We start from the raw sequence: 19,964 nt of genomic DNA, 5'->3' as shown, positions 1-19,964 counted from the left end.
GTTATCGGTCCGCGCGGTTCTCGCCGGCGCGCCGGCCCCTCAGTCGGTCGCTACCGGCTCGTCTTTGTGTCGGAGAGATGCCGTCCGTTCGCCCGGTTCGCGCCATTGACCCAGAACGCCGGGGTGTCGCTCCCGGTCACGCGGGCGAGCAGCAGCGCCCGGACGGGCGTAGCGTCGAGGTCGTGGTCGACGAGCGTGACCTCCGGTCACCGATGCTCGTCGATCCACTCGCACCACGCGTGGAAATCGTCGGCGCCGCACTGGTCGGCGATCGACTGGAGCGTCCCGGTCGGTATCTCGTCTTCCGACGCCATCGGTACCGTCACGACTCGAACCTCGTCCGTGTCCGGCAATTCGTATCGCATCTTCAGGTGGCTTCCGACCCGACCGACGCGCTCGTAGCCGAAGTCGTGAAGCACAGACGCGATCTCGCGCCCGGAGAAGTTCGTCCGGACCATTCACTCCATGAAGTCGGGAAGCTCCTCGTCACCGGGTTCCGAGTCTTCGAGACCCCACTCTTCGAGGTCCTCCTCGGTGACGGGCTCGCCGCCGCCTTCATGGAGTTCGATCGCCTCCGCGAGCATCCGGAGTGCTTCGGCCTTCGTGTCGCCGAAGGAGGCGACACCGGTCTCGATGTCCTTGGCGGTTATCGAGCCGTCGTCCCCGTGGATGAACTCGACGCCCTCTCCGTCGTGGGCGTCGCGCGTCGCACTCGCCATACCCGTCTTTCGGGGACCGCTCGAATAAGCGTTCTGTCGGTGAGTCCAGTTCACGCCTGAAGGCACTCCGAGACGGCACCGGGATCGCGGTTCGCGAGGCCTTCCAGAAACGCCCTCGCGAACAGACGAGGCGAACAGCTCGGGCACCATTGGTCGGGACACCGCCGTGTCGGGACGGTCGTTGCCGGAGACGCCCGCTATCGGTCCTCCGGTCGGTCGGCGGCGTCGTATCGCCGGACCAGCGCGCCGACGTACCAGAACTTCAGTGCCATCGCGAGCGCTCCGGCGAGGGCGGCCCGGAGGGGTCGACGGCGGTACGCGGCGGCGAACGCGTACACCGAGACGGGGACGTTGACCAGGTTGAGCCAGTTCGGGTACGTGCGATCGAAGATGCCCGCCTTCCGTTCGCGCGTCCACCACCGTTCGGCCAGCACCACGCGAGTCATCCAGGCGTCGTCGTCTTCCGGCGGGGAGAACAGGACGGGGTTCAAGAGGGTGAACAGGAGCGCGGCGCCCGCGAGTCGCGGCTTCCGGTGATAGACGGCGAAGAGGAGCGCCGGCAGCAGGACCGTGCGACTCCAGCCGCTCTTCGGATTGGAGTGGCGGCGCCAGAACCGCGCTTCGAAGTCGTCCGGCAGGGTGGGGGCCATGCGTGAGCGTGTCTCTGAGCGAGCAAATAGCTTCGTCTGAGTCAGAGGGCGTCGAGGCATACGCGGTGATTTTCGACCGTCGCGGCGAGTTCGCTGAGCGATTCGTGGACGTGGTCGTCAAGAACCTCGGCTAGGCCGAGACTTCGAGAAGTACGACAGCAAGGACACCGAGTTCTACTGCGACCTGCCGTACGTCGGCTACGAGGACCTGCCGAGAACGTTCGAGGACGTGTGCGTGCTCGACCGCGACGAGAAGGGGTTCATCAACAGCGGGAAGCGTGGGGAAGGGAAGGACGTCAAAGAGCGGTTGGTGATGAACTTCGATCCGCAGAAGGTGTGATTTCGTCTGCTAATTCGTGTGCCTCTTGAATCAGCTATTATCCTTCTATCGTCGTTCACAACTTCTCAGCATCACGTAAGACCTGTCTGACCTCCGAACTGATCGGAACGTCTTCGAAGTAGCTCGACAGTCCCGCTTGATACCGTTCTCTCGATATCCCGCACTGCTCGAACGTCTCTTTCAGAAATTTCGATCCCCACATGTTGTCGAGGTCGTTTTCCTCCGCTTTTGTCAGGACCCGTTTATCGTTCGTAACGAGGGTACAGTCGGACCGATCTTCAGTGAGACGGATGAGAGAGTAATCAGCGTCTCCGAGACGAACCGAGCGCTCGATTACCAATTCGTTTAGATTCGCTTCCTCGATCGATAGCCAATCCGGCGCTTCCGCCCGATCGTGGTGTGGTACGTACTCGTTCTCCCAGACCCGTGCTGACGTCACAAGTTCGTGCGTATCGCTCCAGAAAGCGATGCTCTCGAACCATCCGGAGCCGCTAAACGCGGAGAGGACAGAATTATCCAGTACGAACGCGCTTTCACTCATCAATCAACCTATCTTCAGAGAGCAACTCTTCAGCTGATTCCGGACCGTATTGGATCTCGACGTCGGAAGCTTTCAAAACCTTCTGGAACTCGTTTTGAGTGAGCCCTGCCAATTCGGCACCTCGACCAATGGATATCTCGTCTCTATCGTAGACGAGTACAGCCCCCGCTCGGCGTTGAACCTCGACCGACTGATAGGCCGAGGTATTGGACGGGTCAGGATATTCCTCTGAGGGGGGAAGGAGTTCACCGAGTAACGCATCCCGAGCCCACACGAGATCTTGAGCCAGCGGCCCCAGATCAACCTCAGATTTCTCTTTCTCGATCTGCCAAGCACGGTAGATTCGTGCGTATACCGCGATGAACGATGACGCGAGAATCCTCCGTTGGCTCTCATCGAGATCATCGCGACGACTGAGTAGTAGACAAGAGTTGAGAAACTCGAAAGCGGACAACAGAATGAGGTACCCGGTCGGATCGTCCGCGTGGAGCGCATCCTTGACAAGGTCGTCCATCGCCATATCCAGCATACTCTCTACGAACTGTATCGCGTTCTCGTTGTCGACCGGAAGAATCGATGCGAACGCTTCGATAGTGCCGAATTCTTCGGTCACGTGCTCCTCAAAAACCTCGATGGAGTCGGTGAATCGGGTGTCCAGCGGTTGGGCCAAGATATCATCAACGACGGCTTCTAAGAACGCCTCCGGATCGTCGATCGATATTGAGGTCGCGGCCTCAATCTGTCGAACGACGGACCCGAGAGGCATACGAAGGTCTATCTGACCAGGGTGTCCGCTCCCCGCGCCGTCCTTTATACCACCATCTCGACCCATCGGTTTCGACCGAATTTCGGAGGGGCGGAAAGGTATATCTATCGCTGGGAATGGCTCGCTACCAACTTTCGGCACCAATGTATCGACGAAACCGGCTACGAGGGAGACGGACAGGCCGAGTGGGAGATCGAGATCATCTGTTTTCAGTCAGACTTCCTCAGTGAATACCACCAGTTCAGCTCTGTCGTACCCGTACTTCGCCATCACCTGCTCGATTTTTCGAACGCAGTCGTTCGCTGAGAAGTTGGTTTCAAGGTACAGATCGGTGTCCGGAATCTGTCGGGGCTTGACGAGCTCCGACTGCTGGCCCTCTTCAACGAAGTAGGTCCGTTTGCGTCCGGAGACCTCTTTGATCCGCTCGTGGTCGTCAACATCGCGAAGGATCGCTGCGACGGCGACTGTCAGCGCATCTGCCCAGCTGTCGACGTCGTGCGTCTCGCCGAGGACCTTGATCACCGAGGGCGTCGTGCCGGTGTAGTCGTCGACGTCGTCCGACTCGCTCGACGTCGACTCCGCAGCGAGGTCCTCGCGACCGACGTTCCGGAGGAGCATGTTGACCGTCTCGGCGAACTCCTGATACGCGCCCTGGAGGAAGACGAACTTCTCGCTCTGTTTGTCGTAGGCGTACCGCTCGGCGACTGCGTGGACGCCGCGCTCGGCGGTGGAGTGTCGGGGTTCGGCGTCCACATGTCGAGCAGTTCGATGTCGCGGTTGCCTCTGCTGTCCTGTCGGAGGGTGTTATCGATGTCGGTGGACTTGCCGATCTTGATGTCCATGATTTTGAGCCCGGAGTATTCGAGGTGAGAAATCCGAATCGCGTAGACCACGTCACTCATAGACAGGTTTTGTGAGAGTGGTCTCTTGAGGGTTTCCCGAGCCTATTGAAACAATTCCACGGATACACCGTATAGTGGTAACTTGACGGTTGTGGGAAGCACCTCGCCGTGTGATTTAATTGTGGTGTGTCTATTGACAATATAACATGATACTGCGATTTCCATCAGAGAACGAAGTCGCACACTATTTTCCCGACGCGGAGGACATTGATGAACACCGCCGCCAAGCGCTTGAGAGCGAAAATGATGCGTACAGGTATTCCTCTGACCTCCGCTCAGTATACCAGTGGATAGTGTTTGCCGATTATACCGGTGAGGAGCCTGTTGGAAAAATACGATCAGCAGTTGACGCCACCACGGAATTTCATCCCGAACTGATTGCCATACTCGGGATCGCCGAATGGGAAGTTAACAGAAGCAAGTACCACCACGGCAGAGCAGCGGTACATCTGCTTGATCTGGGCTACAAGCGAGCTGATCGCCGCGCGTGGCATTATGTCGCCGTCTTTTGTCTACAACGGCTCATCCCTCTCCAAGCTAAGCTTTCGATGAACTTCGACTTGGAGATCCAGCGAGCTGTGAGTCAACTTGAGAAGCTTGCTGAGGAGGATGATATTCCATTAGGTGCCTTTGGCGACCTCGTAAGACTCCTATTAGATAATCCGGACAATTTAGAGGAGAATCCTGAATATGGAATACAAGCAATCAGCGCCTGTATTCAGGCTACAAACAAACTTCGCCAAGATAATTCTTTTTTCCAAGAGAGAGACCTTCTTGCTGAGACGATTGAATTGGCAGAAATTGTAGATGTAGAGGATGATGGACTCAGAGATCGGTATGTGGAAACATACAGGCTCAACTCAAAACAACAGGGAGACCGAAGTTCGATGTTAGAGGCGGATGAGTTGCTGGAGGGTCTAAAAGATGACCTCGCGATGGAGAGATTATCAGAGGAGGAAAAGAATCAATGGAAAAGAAACCTGCGCAGGGCCGCAGAATCTGCTGCTCGTGATCTCAAAAGAGATGGGGCGAAGATCGAATATACTGGCGGAGACACACAGCACAAGTGGCAGATAAACCGGTACTTATCTCGGTTTGAACAGATATCAGAGGTGTACGATAAGCAAGCAGCTCTATTCTGGCTCCTCACAAATGAGCAGTTCGTTCCAAACCCTGATCAGATTTCAGATGGGACACCACTCCTAGAGATGATCGGTACAATGGGACTGTCCTACAGCGGTCACTTGGTTGAATTCGATCCCGAAGACGCAGATATATCGTCGCAATATATTATTGATACACAGATCAGAATTCCTCTTCTAATTAGTGTATTTTCTTCCCTGATCACGGATAGGGAACTGTTTGAAGCAGACCTGTACGAGTTTATAAATCAGATTCCGGTGCTAGATTCAGATAACATATACTACCTGACGACTATGATCACCGCCGTATTTGAACAAAGGCACGCGGAAGCGATACATCTTGGAGCACCACATATTGAGTCAACTCTCTATACGATCCTCCGTGAGAAAGGAGAAGACGTTGATGCCCTGATGGAAGACGGAACAGGTACTCGGACCTTAGGAAGCCTTCTACCAAAGACTAAGGAATATCTTGACGGGGGATTTGGAAGGTATTTAGAGTACATGTATAACGAGCCTGTTGGGCAGCTCCTAATGGGGAATATCCGAAATAGAGTTGCTCACGGATTACTTCGTCCTAGTGAGAACGACCAATATAGGTCGATGTGTATTCTAGTCGACCTCCTTCGAATTATAGCTAGATTCAGTAAGACCCATTTCTGGAGTCAGTATGGAATTCCAGAGCGTGTATCGTACGGTTCAGGGGGATTTGAGTTTGCGATCAAACCGTACCGTGAAACCCCAGATGTGAAAGACGATGAGCTTGTGGAGTATATTACATCCACTCAGCCTTCGGTCAAAGAAATCGCTAGCCAATTTGACATACCACACGAACTCGCATATGCTAGAGTAAAGGTGTTAGAAGCGGTCGGAATGGTTGAGACCACATCCACTGAGGACCATCTCCGGTGCTCGGGAGATAATGCTTGAAACACGTAGTGGGATAGATGAGTGGCCGTGACTGACACAGGAACACCGGTTCGTTACGAGATAGGCTCAGATGTACTCCTGTTATTGAGTATACCGGGTCTTTTATCAGTAGTTTACTTCCTCACGCCAACAACCCTCCAACAGCAACTCGCGCTCACGCCGAGTGACCCACAGTGGTACACCGTATTTACGGCTGCGTACGTCCACGCGAGCGTCAGCCACCTCAGCGGGAATCTCATCGGCTACTTCCTCGCTGTGGGGTTCGCGTACGGGCTCTGTCTCCACACCAATCGACGACAGTGGTTCCGACGGACGACCATCGCGCTGCTCCTCGTCACCCCGATTGTGGTCAACGTCGGGAATCTACTGGCCTTCGGTACTTTCCTGCCTGAAAACACAGGATACTCTCGTGGCTTCTCCGGCGTCGTCGGCGGGTTCGTTGGATTCCTGCTCGTCGCGTTCGTCGTCGCCGTCAAGGATACGTACGGATCGGAGCTCGCGAAGGTCGTCGGCGAGTCGCTCGTGTTGTTCCTGATGCTACTGGTCAGCGTGGTGTACTCGGGAGGGATTCAACCGCTCGTCGCCGGCCTCGTCACGTTCGGAATCGGGCTTCAGGTAATCGGGACGCTGTATGAGCGAGATTGGGAGTTACCGATGGTCGATGTCGCGTCGCGAGCGTTCGCATTTCGGGTCGTTTCTGGCGGGCTTGTCGTGACTGTGCTGGCGGTTTTGGTGGTATCGCTGTTTCCAGTGGGGCTGGTGGAGGGTGGGACGTTTACGAATATTGTGGGTCACGGAGTCGGCCTGATAGTAGGAGTATTGGTTAGTACTGGTTTAAAAAATATTTGAAAGAATAACATCTATAAAGACAATAAAGTCTGCACTAAATGGTATTAAAAAAATGAGCATCCCAGTGATATAGAACAAGTATACGATAGGGTGGTGATTAAGTCGCTCAGTTATTTTGAAATCTCTATTCCAAGCCAGAGCAACGCCTAAGACTGCGCTCAATATTTGAGATTGGAGCACTGTATCACGATGCTTCTCCGGGACAGTAGTTGAACAGTAGAAGTGGTAGATATCTTTTAAGCATATACAGGGGTAGTACAGCAACACACTCAGTACGAAGAGTGGGAGAGAGCAAACTAGTATGAGTAAGTATCCAACAACAAGATCTGAAGCAAATAAGATACGGAGAGTGGCGTAGAGTATGAAAAATGTCCCCAACGCCAGATGAAGTTGGGCACTTCTAAATTTACGATCAATTCTGGAGTTCAGTTTCGAGTTGTCCAATACCCAGCCTGTTTTAATCCTTTCAGTTGGATCTGAGTCATAGGTAGTAGACAGTTCGTTAATGCCCCTAATGGATTCATTAGGTTTGAGAACCTCAATATTCAGACAGGAGAGAAGCTTCGAACAAGCAACGAGTATAATGAGGAATCCAGTAACGACATACAATACCGAGTAACCGATTCCTGTACTCACCAGCATTTTCACAGATCCCTGAGGTATTGAGAAATTGAATGTCCATAGAACTAACATATTGAATGGCTCCACACCCGACGGTACTTCCGGAGGTTGTATCGATATTAATCCCGCGGATACCAAACCCCCAACAGCAATAACAAGCGTAAGTAAAATACTGAGGAATGTGGCTGCCATTGATTGGACATGCTGGTAGTGAGATTGTTGTAGGGTAATTACTGTAGAAATATCTTCTTCGGGTATTTGTTCCTCATCTGCGCTCATGTTGGTATGTAGCTACATTTCCAACTGGATTGGCAGGTTAAATAATTGAGGCTAGATGTCTACTCTATTTTACTATATTTAGATCTCCTGTAAGATACAGTTATCCTTACTGTGAGTCAGTGAATTCTTTTATTCGTAATAATTCTTAATTAATTCTTTATCAGAAGTTTTAGAATATACTCTCAGATAAGAGTACCCGGCAGCGCTCGCGACGATCGTCCGCGCCGACCGCGCGAACCGCGACGTCGCCCAGACCACGCTCCACGAGTTCCGAACCACCGAATATTTTTATCAGTCAACGGCCACCGCCAAACGCCCTCAAACCCATGCTCGACGAAATAGCCGAACTCGTCTTCGACGTTATCCTGGAATTGGTCCCCACGATCATCCTGAAAATCCTCCTCCTGCTCGCCGGCCTCGCGGCGGTGGCGGTCGGCGTCCCGCTGCTCGCCGACTCGCCGCTCGTCGGCGGCGCGCTGACCGTCCTCGGCGCCGTGGTGGTGCTCGGGGTCCTCGCCAGCTGGGCGCTGTAACCCGACGCCGAGCGAGGCGGCGCGGCGCCGAGCGACCGCGGCTCGTTTCGAAATAATTGAACGAATCGAGGCCGGGAATTTATACCGCAGTTCACCGTGCGCCGGGGTATGGACATGTTCGAGGACGGCGGGACCTGTTCGAACGGCCACTACTTCGCGTCGGCGGGCCGCACCGGGGGCGGCACCTACTACTGCCCGCGGTGCAACGCGAAGAACGTCTCGCCGGGCGCCGAGGGGATCCGGAACGGCGGCCGCTGCCTGAAAGGCCACTACTTCGCCGCGCCGACCGAGATCGGGAACGGGACGTACGCGTGCCCGGCCTGCGAGTCGGTCGACCTCGACCCGGTCGCGGACGCGTTCGACGACGGCGGCGTCTGCGAACACGGCCACGAGTTCCGCGTGCCGGACCGAACCGACGGCGGCGCGTTCCGCTGTCGCGAGTGCGGCACCCTCGACGTCGAACCGAACTGACCGCTCGCCGGGCGCGGCGAGCAATCTTTCTGCCGGCGGTGCGGCGACCCTCGCCCCCACTACGTTTAACCGCTCAGCGCGAGTCGGTACCAACGATCATGAAGAAGCTGATCAACGATCCGGACGACGTCGTCGACGAGATGCTCGACGGGATGACGGCGGCGCATCCCGACCGCCTGCGGCGGCTGCCGGACACGCAGGTGCTCGTGCGCGACGACGCGCCGGTCGACGACAAGGTGGCGCTGGTGACCGGGGGCGGCAGCGGCCACGAGCCGACGCACGCGGGGTACATCGGCGACGGCATGCTCGACGGGGCGGCCGCGGGCGACGTGTTCTCCTCGCCGACCGCCGACGAGTTCGAGGCGCTGATCGGCGCCTGCGACGCGGGCGACGGCGTCCTCGCGATCATCAAGAACTACGAGGGCGACGTGATGAACTTCGAGACCGCCATCGAGCTCGCGGAGATGGAGGGCGTCGAGGTCGAGAGCGTCGTGGTGAACGACGACGTGGCCGTCGAGGACTCGCTGTACACCTCCGGGCGCCGCGGCGTCTGCGGGACCATCCTCGTCCACAAGGCCGCGGGCGCGAAGGCCGCGCAGGGCGCCGACCTCTCGGAGGTCAAGCGCGTCGCGGAGAAGGTGGTCGACAACGTCGGCACGATGGGCACGGCGCTCACCTCCTGCGTCACCCCAGAGAAGGGCGAGCCAACCTTCGATCTCGGCGACGACGAGATCGAGCTCGGCATCGGGATCCACGGCGAGCCGGGCACCGAGCGCACCGAGGCGATGCCCGCGGACGAGGTGACCGAACACCTCACCGAGGCGGTCCTCGACGACCTCGACCTCGACGAGGGGCAGGAGGTGCTCACGGTCGTCAACGGGATGGGCGCCACGCCGCAGATGGAGCTGTTCGTCGTCAACCGCCGGCTCCAGGAGCTGCTCGGCGAGCGCGGCCTGGAGACGTACGACGCGTGGGTCGGCGACTACATGACCTCGCTCGACATGGCCGGCGCGTCGATCACGGTGTGCGCGGTCGACGACGAGCTGAAGGAGCTGTTCGACGCGCCGGCCGACACCCCGGCGCTGACGAAGAAATGACCGACGACGGCGCCGCGGTCGTCGCGGCCGTCGAGGCGGTCGCCGAGCGCATCGAGGCCGAGCGCGACCACCTGACGCAGCTCGACTCCGCCATCGGCGACGCCGACCACGGCGGGAACATGGCGCGCGGCTGGGCCGAGGCGGCCGACGCCGCGCGCGACCTCGACGACCCGGACGCCGAGGCCGTCGCGAAGACGGTCGGCAAGACGCTGATGGCCGAGGTCGGCGGCGCCTCCGGACCGCTGTTCGGCGGGTCGCTCGTGTTCGCGGCGGGCGAGCTCGACGAGGGGATCACCCCCGAGACCGCGGTCGCGTTCGCGGAGACCTACCTGGAGAAGGTGGAGGACCGCGGCGACGCGCGCGTCGGCGACCAGACGATGGTCGACGCGCTGACCCCCGCGGTCCACACGTTCAAGAAGTCGATCGAGGTCGACGACCTCCCGCCGGTCGAGGCGCTCGCGAAGGCGGTCGACGCCGCCGAGCGCGGCGTCGCGTTCACCGTCCCGATCCGCGCGCGGAAGGGCCGCGCCTCCTACCTCGGCTGGCGCTCGGTCGGCCACCAGGACCCGGGGGCAACCAGCACCTTGTTCATCCTCGAAGAGGTCCTCGACGTCGCCGCGAACCGGGTCGGCGTCGACGTCCCCGAGACGGACGCCTCGTCGCCGACGATCCCGGACGAGGATCCGGACGAGGCGGCCGACGACGGCTCCGCGGCGGCCTCGGAGGACGACTGATGGTCGGGATCGTCGTCGTCTCGCACAGCGAGCGCGCCGCGGAGGGGATCGCGGAGGTCGCCGCCGAGATGGCCGGCGACACCCGCATCGAGCCGGTCGGCGGCGACGGGAAGGGCGGGATCGGCACCGTCCCCGACGCCATCGAGGACGCCATCGACGCCGCGGCCGGGGAGGGGAGTGACGCCGCCGACGCGGACGGCGTCGTCGTCCTCGTCGACCTCGGCAGCGCGGTGATGAACGCGGACGTCGCCGTCGAACTGAGCGAGGCGGAGGCGGTAATCGCCGACGCCCCCGTCCTCGAGGGCGCGGTCAACGCGGCGGTCGCGGCCACCGACCCGTCGGCCACGGTCGAGTCCGTCCGCGAGCAGGCGGAGGCGGCCCGCGACATCGAGAAGCTGTAAGACGGGCCGGCTCGTCGCCGCCCCGCTCTCGCTCCGATGCGGTCTACGCCGCGCGGTCGTCGAGGCCAAGCACGTCCAGCACCTCGCTCCGCGTCTCGCAGGCGACCGCGTCGGCCGCGAGCGACGCCGCGGCGTCGGCATCGACCCCGCGGATCCGCCGTTTCACGTCCGGGACCGTCACCGCGCTCATGCTGAGCTCGTCGAAGCCCAGCCCGACGAGCAGCTCCGTCAGCGCCGGATCGCCGGCCATCTCGCCGCACATCCCGACCCAGGCGTCGGTCCCCTCGACGGCCGCGGTCGTGTGGTCGAGCGCGCGCAGCACCGCCGGGTGGAGCGGGTCGTGGTACTCGGCGACCGCGTCGTTCCCGCGGTCGGCCGCCATCACGTACTGCGAGAGGTCGTTCGTCCCGACGCTCAGGAAGTCGAGGCGGTCGGCGAGCGCGTCCGCGAGGAATGCCGCCGCCGGCGTCTCGACCATCGCGCCCAGCTCGGGGACCGCGTGGGCGACGCCCTCGTCGGTGAGGTCGTCGGCGACCGAGTCGACGGCGTCGACCGCGCGCTCGACTTCCTCGACCCGCGTCACGAGCGGGAACATCACGGCCAGCCCGTCGCCCGCCTCGGTCGCGGCGGCCCGGAGCAGCGCCCGGAGCTGCGTCTCGAAGAGGTCCGCGTGCTCGTCGAGCGACAGCCGGACCCCGCGCCGCCCGAGGAACGGGTTCTCCTCGTCCGGGAGGTCGAGGTAGGGGACCGGCTTGTCGCCGCCGACGTCGAGTGTGCGTACGACGACCCGGTCCTTGGGGTCGTCGAACGCCGACAGCGCCGCCGTCACGGCCTCGTACTGCTCCGCCTCGCTCGGCGGTGCCTCGCGGTCGACGAAGAGGAACTCGGTGCGGAACAGCCCGACCCCGTCGGCGCCGCGCTCGGCGGCCGGCCCCAACTCGGCCTCGCCGCCGACGTTGGCCGCGACCTCGACCGGCCGGCCGTCTGCCGTCTCGACGCGCTCGCGGATCGCGTCCGGACCCGCCTCCCGCACCGCGTCGCGGCGCGCCTCGTTCGGGTCGACGACGACCTCGCCGGCCTCACCGTCGACGAGGAGGGTCTCTCCGTCCGCGACCGATTCGAGCGCCTCGCCCACGCCGACGACCGCGGGGATCGCCAGCGACCGCGCGATGATCGCGGCGTGTGAGGTGCGGCCCCCCTCGACCGTGGCGATTCCGGCGACCGCGTCCGGGTCGAGCGCGGCGGTGTCGCTCGGGGTGAGCCGCTCCGCGAGCAGGACCGTCCCCTCGGGGAGCGCGGCGAGGTCGGCGGCGGTCGACCCGCCGGATTCGCGGTCGAGGAGCGCGCGGAGCAGCCGGTCGCGGACGTCGCGCAGGTCGTCGGCGCGCTCGGCCATCCGGCCCTCCATCCCCTCGAACTGCGAGACCGCCTCGTCGAACCGGTCCGCGACGGCGTGCGCCGCGGGCGTCCCGCCGCGGACCGCGGCCTCCACGTCCTCGACTATCGTCGGATCGTCGAGGAACCCCTCGTGGGCCTCGAACACCGCCGCCTCCTCCTCGCCGACGCGCTCGGCGGTCCGGTCGCGGGCCTCGCGCAGGGCCTCGCGCACGTCGTCCCGGGCCGCCTCGTAGCGATCCAGTTCCGCGTCGACGTCGACCGAGTCGGGATCCGGGCGGTCGGGGAGCGTCAGGTCGGCGTCCGGGCGGTACCAGCGCGCCGTCCCGACCCCCGCACGCGGCGTGCTGCCGACGCCGTCGAGCGTCCTCACGGCGCGTCCCCCGCCTCGTCGCCGCCGTCGGTCTCGCCCGCGTCGCCGCCGTCGGTCTCGGCCCCCTCGTCCGCCTCCCCCTCCGGCGCCTCCTCGACCGGGCTCGCGAGGAGGTCGCAGACCGCGTCCAGCGCGGCCTCGGCGTCGGGCCCCTCGGCGACCACGCGGACCGACTCGCCGTGCTCGACGTTCAGCCCGCTGACGGAGAGCATGCTGTCGGCGCGGACGAGGCCGTCGTCGCCGTCGTCGTCGCGCCCGATCGACACGTCGGCGTCGAATCGGTTCGCCGTCTGTACCAGCTTCGAGGCGGGGCGCGCGTGGAGGCCGGCCTCGGGTTCGACCGTGACGGTCCGTTCCATGGGATCGGGTTGGACCCCGGCGGGTAATAGCTGATCGGAGTCGCCGGAGGTCGCCGGACCGGTGCCGCAGTCGCCCCGACTACGGCGCCGCCTGCTTCGTCGAGACCAGTTCGATCACGTCGCGGTGGGAGAGTTCGCGGTCGGTCCCGACCTGCCTGCCGCTCCGGCAGTCGGTGCCGTGGAGGAGCCCCTCCCCGATGTCCGAGTGGATGTGGTACGCGAAATCCTCGGTGGTCGATCCCTCCGGGAGGATGAAGCAGTCGCGGAAGACGCCCTTCTCGTCTTTGCTCCCGTTCGCGGAGCCGGGGAAGACGGCGATACAGCCCAGCACGTCGAAGACGGCCGCTTCGAGCGCGCCCTGGACGCCGGTCCCGTCGTACTCGTCGACGAACTCGCCGATCTGGTCGAGGCCGGCCTTTTGTTCGCCGGAGACGTCGCCGACGACGTCGAAGCCGCTCTCGCCGGGGGTGTAGTCGACGACGCCGGCCTCGTCCGCGTTTTTGAGGGCCTTCTCCGCGTGGGCGCTGGAGGGGACGAAGGATAGGTGGTCGTAGTCGGGGTCGGTCGTGATCTCCTCCCAGTTCGCCTGCGCCTCGGGGGTGTCCATCTTGTTGGCGGCGACGACCATCGGCTTCGTCCGCTTGCGGATCTCGCGGGCGAGGTCGGCCTTGTCGGCGTCGTCCCACGTCTCCGGATCGAGTTCGAGCCCCTCGGCGAGGATGACGCGCTTCATCCGGTCCTTGTCGATGCCGAACGCGGACATCTGGTCGGCGAGCTCCGCCTCGATAGCGGCGTCCGCGCCGTGGTACCGAGTCTCGAACTTCTCGAGCCCTTTCTCCAACACGTCGAGGTACCACGCGTCCAGCTCCTCCTCTAAGAAGTCGATGTCCTCGCGCGGGTCGTGGCCCTCGGTCGCCTCCCCCTCGATGTCGGTCTCCCCCGAGAAGTCGACGACGTGGATCAGCACGTCGGTCTCGTTGAGGTCGGTGAGGAACTGGTTGCCGAGCCCGCGGCCCTCGTGGGCGCCCGGGACCAGCCCGGCGACGTCGACGAGCTTCACGGGGACGAACCGCGTCCCCTCGCGGCAGACGCCGACGCTCGGCGTACACGTCTCGTCGAACTCGGGGGCGGCGCAGTCGACGCGGACGTACGCCTCGCCGACGGTCGGGTCGATGGTGGTGAACGGGTACGCGCCCTCCGGCACGTCGTTCATGGTCGCGGCGTTGAAGAACGTCGACTTCCCCACCGAGGGCTTGCCGACGAGACCGATCCGGTAGCTCATTACCACCAGTGCGCGATCCGCGGTAAAAAGCGATGCGAGACGCGCCGTGGCGTGGGGAGCGGTGACGAGGAGCGGGGGCGAGTTTCCGGCCGCGCCGGTCAGGCGTCGCCGTCGGACTGCCCGGGCTCGCCGAGCGCCTCGATCGGGAGGACGTTCTGGAGCGCGGCGTACGCGTCGGCCGCGCTCGCGAACGTCTCCTGGTCGACGTCCGCGAGCAGGTCGCCGAGGTCGGCGTCGCCGTCGGCGAACAGCACCGTCGTGCCCGCGAACGACTCGGCGAGCGCCTCGCGGTCGGCGGGGTACTCGCGCGCTTCGAGCGTCGGTTCGAGCCGGGAGAGGTTGATCTCGTCGGTCATACCGTCCCGTCGGCGGGACGAGGCATAAACGCGCGCCCTGGTACCGCTTCGACGGATACCGGCGAGGAACCAGCAAAAACTGTAAAGAGTTATCCGCTGTCGGTGACACGTCATATGTGAACATGCCCCTATACGACCGAATCCTGGTTCCGACCGACGGCTCCTCGGAGGGGGAGCTGGCGGTGTGCCACGCGCTCGACCTCGCCGCGGTCCACGGGGCGTCGGTCCGCGCCATCTACGTGGTCGACACCGCGCGGTACGCCGGGATGCCGATGGAGACGACCTGGGAGGGCGTCGGCGACCTGCTGTACGACGACGCGGAGGCGGCGCTCGAAACGGTGGAAGAGCTGGCCGCGGACCGCGACGTCGACGTCGAGACCGCCGTCGTCGAGGGGTCGCCGAGCCGCGAGATCGTCACTCACGCCGAGGAGACGGACTCGGACCTCGTCGTGATGGGAACCCACGGGCGCGGCGGGATCGACCGGCTGCTCCTCGGCAGCGTCGCGGAGAAGGTCGTCCGCGGTTCGTCGGTCCCGGTGTTGACCGTCCGGATCGGCGACGGGGAGGAGCCGCCGAGCGCCGCCGAATCGGAGAGCGCGACCGAATCGGCGAACACGAGCGGCTCCGCGGGCGGCGAGGAGTCCGCGACCGCGAGCGGGACGAGCGCGGGCGAGACGGGCGCCGCCGGGACCGACGCGGACGGCTCGGTCTCCGACGCGACGGAAACCGGGTAGGCGGACGCAGCGGCCGGCGCCTCCGCCGTCCCGAGTCACTCCGCGTCGCGGAGGTGTTCGCAGTCGCCCGCGTGGACGCGCCGCCGCCCCTCGTCGGTGTCGACCACGAGCGCGCCCGGCCCCGCGACGTCGACCGCGGTTCCCTCCACGACCCCGTCCGCGGCCTCGACGCGGACGCGCCGCCCGAGCGTGCTCGCCCGCTCGCGCCACGCCGGGAGGACCCCGTCGAGCGCCGCGGGCGACGCCGTCAGCGCCGCGTAGCGTTCGAGCAGCGTCGCGGCGAACCGCCGCCGGTCGATCGGTTCCCCGCGCTCCGCCGACAGCGACGCCGCGCCCGCGGGCAGCGTCTCCGGATCGATGTTCGCGTTGACCCCGACGCCGACGACGAGCCAGCCGACGCGGTCGGCCTCCCCCTCCATCTCCGTGAGGATCCCCGCCAGCTTCCGGCCGCCGCGGCCGGTCGGGTCCGAGTCGCCCTCGCCCGACTCGTCGGCCTCCTCCCCGACGAGCACGTCGTTCGGCCACTTGATCCGCGCGTCCACGCCGGCCTCGCGGGCGGCGTCGGTCGTCGCCACCGCGGCCGCGAGGGTGAACAGCGGCGCCCGCGCCGTCGGCACGTCGGGGCGCGTCAGGACCGACAGCCAGACGCCGCCGCTCGGCGCCACCCACTCGCGGTCGAGGCGCCCCCGGCTCCCCGTCTGCTCGTCGGCGACCACGGCGACGTCGGCCGCGCCCTCCCCGGCGAGCTCGCGGGCCCGCGCGTTCGTCGATCCGATCCGGTCGTAGTACTCCACCGAGTAGGGGGCGTCGAGCCCGAACGCGATCCCCGGCCCGGAGTAGCCGGGATCCTCGGGGGCGACGTACCCCTCGGGCGTCGACGCGACCGCGAACCCCTCCTCGCGGAGCCCCTCGACGGCCTTCCAGACGGCCGCCCGCGAGACGCCGAGCGACTCGGCGAGGGCGGGGCCGGAGACGGGACCGTCGTCGGCCGCGAGGGCGTCCAGCAGCGCGCGGCGCGTGTCCATACCGCCCGTTCCGACGCCCGCGCCGAAAGCCGTTCCGGGTCTCGAACGCCCGGTCGGGTCCGGGACGCTTTGTGTCCGGCGCGCGAAGGACCGCCGATGAGCGACGGCGACCGCGGCGGTGGGGGCAACGGCGACGACGGACCTGACGACGGGTCCGAGACGGTGCCGCTCGTCGTCGTCGACGGCGACGAGCGCGTCGAACTCGACGTCGAGCGCGGCGGCAACCTCCGCCGAGCCCTGCTCGACGCCGGGCTGTCGCCGTACGCGCCCGCGACCCGCCGCCTCAACTGCGGCGGGCGAGGGCTGTGCGCCACCTGCGGCGTCCGCGTTCGCGAGGGACCGCCGGCCGACCACTGGCACGACCGCCTCGCCGACCGGTTCGGGTACCCGCGTCTCTCGTGTCAGATTCCGGTCGACCGACCGATGACGGTCGCGCTCGTCGACAAGCGCGTGTGGGGCGGGCGGAACGCCGACGCGAGCGGCGAAAACGCGGGAGCGGACGGCCGCTGAGCGCGGCGAACCGACGGACCCCACACCTCGTTTCCGGTGAAACGACGAACGGTACCGCGTCACACGCGACCGCGCGGCGACCGGGAGCGCGAACGCCGATCGCGGCACAAAAGCCAAGTCCGCGGGCCCGAACCGTCCGGTATGCAACCCTCCAAGGAGCGCGAGTCGTCCGACGACGACCCGATGGACGATCTCGACGACCTCCTCGACGACGACCTCGCGGGCGGTGAGGGGTCGTCCGGCGCCGATTCCGGCGACGCCGCGGCGGCCGACACGGGCACCGAGAGCGCGCGGAGCGCCGGAAGCTCCGGCGACTCCGGTCGAATCGGCGTTTCGGGTCGGTGGTTCTCGGCGAAGGCGTTCGCGCTCGCGCTCGTGACCGTCGCGGTCGGGTCCTTCGTCGGAAGCCTGATCCCGCTCATCGGCGGGACGATCGGGACCGCGGGCGGCGTGTTCCTCGCCGCGTTCCTGCTCGGCCTCGTCCTCTCGACGCGCCGGTACGTCGAGACGGGAATCGCCGGTGGCGCGGCCGGCGCGGCGAGCGCGGTGACGAGCGTCCTCGGCGTCGGGTTCCTCCCGATCGGGATCGACTACCTCTCGCAGTGGGGGCTCCCGCTCGTCGCCGTCGGCGGAGGGGTCGGCCTGGTCCTCGCGCTGCTGGGTCACTACTTCGGCCGCGACCTCCGGGCGGGGCTGAGTCGGGATATCGGAGAGTGAAGGATAGAAACCGCCGGATTCGGGTTCTTCAGTGCGCCCGGAGCGCGTCCTCGACGCCGACGTAGGCGGCGATCTCGCGGCGCTCCAAGACGAGGAAGCCGGCGAGGATCGCGACGAAGCCGAGGACCGCCTCCGCCTCGATCAAGCTGCCGAGCAGGACCCAGCTCCCCACCGCGGCGACGACCGGCTCCGCGTAGCCGACGAGGTGGAGCTGGGTCGGCCCGACCTCGTCGAGCAGCGCGAAGTAGATCAGGAACGCGACGACGCCCGACAGCAGCGTGAGATACGACAGCGACGCGATCGACGTCGCGTTCCAGACGATCGCCGCGGGCGACTCGCCGAGCAGGGCGGCGCCGGCGAACAGGAGCCCGGCGCCGGAAACCATCGCCCACCCCTGGAGCGCGGCGATTGGGAGGTCGGTCCGCAGCGGGCGGAGCAGCACGGCGCCCAGCGAGAAGGCGACCGCGCCGGCGAACGCGAGCGCGACGCCGAACAGCGCGGCGCTGCCGAGTCCGGCCTCCGTCGGGTCGGCGATCACGATCACGCCGAGGATCCCGAGGGCGAACCCGCCGATCTCGAAGGGCCCGAGGCGCTCGTTCGGGAGGAGGACGGCCGCGAACACGGCGGTCAACACCGGCGCGAGGCTCACGACCACGGCCGCGACCCCGCCCGAGATGCGCAGCTCCGCGACGTAGAGGAGCCCGTGGTACGCGGCGATCACGAAGGCCCCGGCGACGGCGACCCCGAGCCACTCGTCGCGGCCACGGGGCATCGTCCTGCCGGAGGCGACCGCGGCGACGCCCAACACGACCGCACCGGCGATCGCGTAGCGGACGCCGGCGAACAGCAGCGGCGGGAAGTAGTGTAACCCGGCCTCGATGGCGACGAAGGAGGTGCCCCACAGCGTCGCGAGGAGGACGAACGCCGCGAGGATCGATTCGGGAGTAGAGAGTAGGTTCCGCAGGTTCATTGGCTACTGGTTCAAAATTATTCAATATAGTTAAGCTCGTCTCTCGGATCAGTCGAGATCGAGAACGAACAATCACACATACGAACTGCGTGCGATACGGTTCCGAAATGAGAGCGAATCTTGAACTCGACTACAACCGTATCGGTCGTAATATATAACAGACCATCACGGGAAGGGGGCGTATGGACGAGCGCGACGTGCGGCTGGTGAAGGCCATCTCCGATCTCGGCACCGGGAGCCCGGAGCGGCTCCACGAGGAGACCGGGATTCCGGTGTCGACGATCCACTACCGGCTGAACAACCTCCGCGAGGACGGCGTCATCGAGAACGACCTGTACGACCTCGACCACGAGGCGCTCGGGCTCGGCGTCACAGTCATCGTCGAGGTGCTCGCGAGCTACGAGGGGCCCTACGAGGAGTTCGCGGAGGAACTGCTCGCGGTCGAGGGTGTCACGGAGGCGTTCTTCACGATGGGCGAGACGGACTTCGTCGTCCTCGCGCGGCTCTCCTCGTCGGACACCGTCGAGCGGCTCATCAGCGACTTCGAGGCGATACCGGAGGTCGAGCGGACGAACTCGACGTTCACGATCGCGACGCTGCGCGACGAGCCGCGCGCGCCGGCGACGTACGACCTCGACACGCTGATCGAAGAGTTGACGGACTGACGTCGGGACTCACGAACGGGTCCCGGAACTCACTCCGGGTCCGGAACCAGCGACGACCCGACCGAGCGCTCAACGTACAACAGCGCCACGAGCCCGGCGATGATGATCGTGTACGACACCGCGGCGAACAGGGCGTCCTGCGTGGAGGGGTACTCCGTGGTACGGAAGATGATCACCTTCCGGACCATCGCGATGACGCCGGTGTAGATCACCAGCCTGACGATCCGACGGGTGTCGCTCTGCTCGATGTAGGCGACGACCGTCTCGTACACCTCGACGATGATGAGCAACAGCAGCCCGGTCTCGATGAAGCCGATGACCGTGTTCGGATCGGTGATCGCGCCGGTCGGGACCGACTCGGCGATCTGGATCGCGAGGTCGACGACGCCGATGCCGAAGAGGAGCGCGAACAGCGCCGCCGCGGCCAGCTCGACGCCGTGGATGAAGCGGTTCGTCGCGTCGGAGACGCGGTCGCCGCGCGTCTTCGCGACTGACGGGTTCGGCGTCCGGTCCGGCGAGGACGAGTCGTCCGACGGGTCGGCCGGGGGTGAGTCTGCCATCGTCGTTCTCGGGACGAAGCAGGACCTCGCGACACGTAAAAAA

The 19,964-nt window shown here is 64.4% G+C and carries 24 protein-coding genes and 1 pseudogene; 11 read left to right on the top strand and 14 right to left on the bottom strand.

Annotated elements, in window-relative coordinates; translation table 11 throughout:
* Positions 1-206 precede the first annotated feature (206 nt).
* The 6 genes from CPZ01_RS00380 to CPZ01_RS00355 form a co-directional block, all read right to left on the bottom strand.
* Positions 207-458 carry a type II toxin-antitoxin system HicA family toxin gene (locus CPZ01_RS00380; protein WP_096392896.1) on the bottom strand — a complete coding sequence of 84 codons (252 nt, stop codon included), beginning with the start codon at positions 456-458 and terminating at the stop codon, positions 207-209.
* Positions 459-719 carry a type II toxin-antitoxin system HicB family antitoxin gene (locus tag CPZ01_RS00375; protein WP_096392895.1) on the bottom strand — a complete coding sequence of 87 codons (261 nt, stop codon included), beginning with the start codon at positions 717-719 and terminating at the stop codon, positions 459-461. It abuts the gene before it with no gap.
* Between the two features lie 197 nt (positions 720-916).
* The gene (locus tag CPZ01_RS00370) at positions 917-1,369 is read right to left on the bottom strand and encodes a DUF6653 family protein (protein WP_096392894.1); all 453 of its coding nucleotides are present in this window, start codon (positions 1,367-1,369) and stop codon (positions 917-919) included.
* Positions 1,370-1,764: 395 nt separating this feature from the next.
* Positions 1,765-2,250: a hypothetical protein gene (locus tag CPZ01_RS14925; RefSeq protein ID WP_157745907.1), complete on the bottom strand. Its 486-nt coding sequence runs from the start codon at positions 2,248-2,250 to the stop codon at positions 1,765-1,767.
* Positions 2,243-3,016 carry a UPF0175 family protein gene (locus tag CPZ01_RS00360; RefSeq protein ID WP_157745905.1) on the bottom strand — a complete coding sequence of 258 codons (774 nt, stop codon included), beginning with the start codon at positions 3,014-3,016 and terminating at the stop codon, positions 2,243-2,245. Before CPZ01_RS00360 ends, CPZ01_RS14925 begins: the two co-directional genes overlap by 8 nt.
* Before the next feature lie 213 nt (positions 3,017-3,229).
* Positions 3,230-3,769 carry a replication initiation negative regulator SeqA gene (locus CPZ01_RS00355; protein WP_231899186.1) on the bottom strand — a complete coding sequence of 180 codons (540 nt, stop codon included), beginning with the start codon at positions 3,767-3,769 and terminating at the stop codon, positions 3,230-3,232.
* 295 nt (positions 3,770-4,064) lie between these two features.
* Between CPZ01_RS00355 and CPZ01_RS14920 the strand changes: the two genes are divergently transcribed.
* Positions 4,065-5,990, top strand: a complete 1,926-nt coding sequence (locus CPZ01_RS14920; protein ID WP_157745903.1) for a hypothetical protein — start codon at positions 4,065-4,067, stop codon at positions 5,988-5,990.
* A gap of 27 nt (positions 5,991-6,017) precedes the next feature.
* A complete protein-coding gene (locus CPZ01_RS00350) occupies positions 6,018-6,839 on the top strand; it encodes a hypothetical protein (protein ID WP_157745901.1) in 822 nt (273 codons plus the stop codon).
* Here CPZ01_RS00350 and CPZ01_RS14915 read toward each other — a convergent pair.
* A complete protein-coding gene (locus CPZ01_RS14915) occupies positions 6,825-7,739 on the bottom strand; it encodes a hypothetical protein (protein ID WP_157745899.1) in 915 nt (304 codons plus the stop codon). The genes CPZ01_RS00350 and CPZ01_RS14915 overlap by 15 nt on opposite strands.
* A gap of 326 nt (positions 7,740-8,065) precedes the next feature.
* Between CPZ01_RS14915 and CPZ01_RS00345 the strand changes: the two genes are divergently transcribed.
* The 5 genes from CPZ01_RS00345 (at position 8,066) to dhaM (ending at position 10,975) form a co-directional block, all read left to right on the top strand.
* Positions 8,066-8,272 carry a hypothetical protein gene (locus CPZ01_RS00345; RefSeq protein ID WP_096392891.1) on the top strand — a complete coding sequence of 69 codons (207 nt, stop codon included), beginning with the start codon at positions 8,066-8,068 and terminating at the stop codon, positions 8,270-8,272.
* A gap of 108 nt (positions 8,273-8,380) precedes the next feature.
* Complete coding sequence (locus CPZ01_RS00340; RefSeq protein ID WP_096392890.1) at positions 8,381-8,743, top strand: hypothetical protein; 363 nt, start codon at positions 8,381-8,383, stop codon at positions 8,741-8,743.
* Positions 8,744-8,841: 98 nt separating this feature from the next.
* The gene (gene dhaK / locus CPZ01_RS00335) at positions 8,842-9,840 is read left to right on the top strand and encodes a dihydroxyacetone kinase subunit DhaK (protein ID WP_096392889.1); all 999 of its coding nucleotides are present in this window, start codon (positions 8,842-8,844) and stop codon (positions 9,838-9,840) included.
* Entirely contained in the window at positions 9,837-10,574 is a 738-nt protein-coding gene (dhaL, locus tag CPZ01_RS00330; protein WP_096392888.1) for a dihydroxyacetone kinase subunit DhaL, read from the top strand. The genes dhaK and dhaL overlap by 4 nt, the downstream gene beginning before the upstream one ends.
* Positions 10,574-10,975, top strand: coding sequence for a dihydroxyacetone kinase phosphoryl donor subunit DhaM (gene dhaM, locus CPZ01_RS00325; protein ID WP_096392887.1), 402 nt, complete (start codon positions 10,574-10,576; stop codon positions 10,973-10,975). Before dhaL ends, dhaM begins: the two co-directional genes overlap by 1 nt.
* A gap of 43 nt (positions 10,976-11,018) precedes the next feature.
* Here dhaM and ptsP read toward each other — a convergent pair whose 3' ends face one another.
* The 4 genes and pseudogenes from ptsP to CPZ01_RS00305 form a co-directional block, all read right to left on the bottom strand.
* On the bottom strand, positions 11,019-12,743 hold the full coding sequence (gene ptsP / locus CPZ01_RS00320) for a phosphoenolpyruvate--protein phosphotransferase (RefSeq protein ID WP_096392886.1): 1,725 nt from the start codon (positions 12,741-12,743) through the stop codon (positions 11,019-11,021).
* A 98-nt stretch (positions 12,744-12,841) separates the two neighbouring features.
* Positions 12,842-13,102, bottom strand: a pseudogene (locus tag CPZ01_RS00315) (HPr family phosphocarrier protein); the annotation flags it as partial.
* 79 nt (positions 13,103-13,181) lie between these two features.
* Positions 13,182-14,384 carry a redox-regulated ATPase YchF gene (locus CPZ01_RS00310; protein ID WP_096392885.1) on the bottom strand — a complete coding sequence of 401 codons (1,203 nt, stop codon included), beginning with the start codon at positions 14,382-14,384 and terminating at the stop codon, positions 13,182-13,184.
* Positions 14,385-14,482: 98 nt separating this feature from the next.
* On the bottom strand, positions 14,483-14,740 hold the full coding sequence (locus CPZ01_RS00305) for a DUF5789 family protein (protein WP_096392884.1): 258 nt from the start codon (positions 14,738-14,740) through the stop codon (positions 14,483-14,485).
* Between the two features lie 122 nt (positions 14,741-14,862).
* Here CPZ01_RS00305 and CPZ01_RS00300 point away from each other — a divergent pair, with 122 nt between their 5' ends.
* Complete coding sequence (locus CPZ01_RS00300) at positions 14,863-15,474, top strand: universal stress protein (RefSeq protein ID WP_096392883.1); 612 nt, start codon at positions 14,863-14,865, stop codon at positions 15,472-15,474.
* Between the two features lie 35 nt (positions 15,475-15,509).
* Here CPZ01_RS00300 and CPZ01_RS00295 read toward each other — a convergent pair whose 3' ends face one another.
* The gene (locus CPZ01_RS00295; RefSeq protein WP_096392882.1) at positions 15,510-16,499 is read right to left on the bottom strand and encodes a biotin--[acetyl-CoA-carboxylase] ligase; all 990 of its coding nucleotides are present in this window, start codon (positions 16,497-16,499) and stop codon (positions 15,510-15,512) included.
* Between the two features lie 96 nt (positions 16,500-16,595).
* On the opposite strand from CPZ01_RS00295, the gene CPZ01_RS00290 reads away from it, so the two are divergent.
* Together CPZ01_RS00290 and CPZ01_RS00285 are read left to right on the top strand one after the other, a co-directional pair.
* Positions 16,596-17,009 carry a 2Fe-2S iron-sulfur cluster-binding protein gene (locus CPZ01_RS00290; RefSeq protein WP_096392881.1) on the top strand — a complete coding sequence of 138 codons (414 nt, stop codon included), beginning with the start codon at positions 16,596-16,598 and terminating at the stop codon, positions 17,007-17,009.
* A 141-nt stretch (positions 17,010-17,150) separates the two neighbouring features.
* Positions 17,151-17,726, top strand: coding sequence for a hypothetical protein (locus tag CPZ01_RS00285; RefSeq protein WP_096392880.1), 576 nt, complete (start codon positions 17,151-17,153; stop codon positions 17,724-17,726).
* Positions 17,727-17,754: 28 nt separating this feature from the next.
* Here the strand turns inward: CPZ01_RS00285 and CPZ01_RS00280 are convergent, their stop codons facing one another.
* A complete protein-coding gene (locus CPZ01_RS00280; RefSeq protein ID WP_096392879.1) occupies positions 17,755-18,696 on the bottom strand; it encodes a DMT family transporter in 942 nt (313 codons plus the stop codon).
* 182 nt (positions 18,697-18,878) lie between these two features.
* Between CPZ01_RS00280 and CPZ01_RS00275 the strand changes: the two genes are divergently transcribed.
* On the top strand, positions 18,879-19,361 hold the full coding sequence (locus CPZ01_RS00275) for an Lrp/AsnC family transcriptional regulator (RefSeq protein ID WP_096392878.1): 483 nt from the start codon (positions 18,879-18,881) through the stop codon (positions 19,359-19,361).
* A gap of 29 nt (positions 19,362-19,390) precedes the next feature.
* Here the strand turns inward: CPZ01_RS00275 and CPZ01_RS00270 are convergent, their stop codons facing one another.
* On the bottom strand, positions 19,391-19,921 hold the full coding sequence (locus CPZ01_RS00270) for a phosphate-starvation-inducible PsiE family protein (RefSeq protein WP_096392877.1): 531 nt from the start codon (positions 19,919-19,921) through the stop codon (positions 19,391-19,393).
* Positions 19,922-19,964: the final 43 nt, after the last annotated feature.

The organism is Halorubrum trapanicum, from assembly GCF_002355655.1.
In the GTDB taxonomy this organism is placed as follows: Archaea; Halobacteriota; Halobacteria; order Halobacteriales; family Haloferacaceae; genus Halorubrum; species Halorubrum trapanicum_A.
The sequence above is the reverse complement of the archived record's forward strand: the minus strand, read 5'-3'. Positions and strand labels throughout refer to the sequence as shown.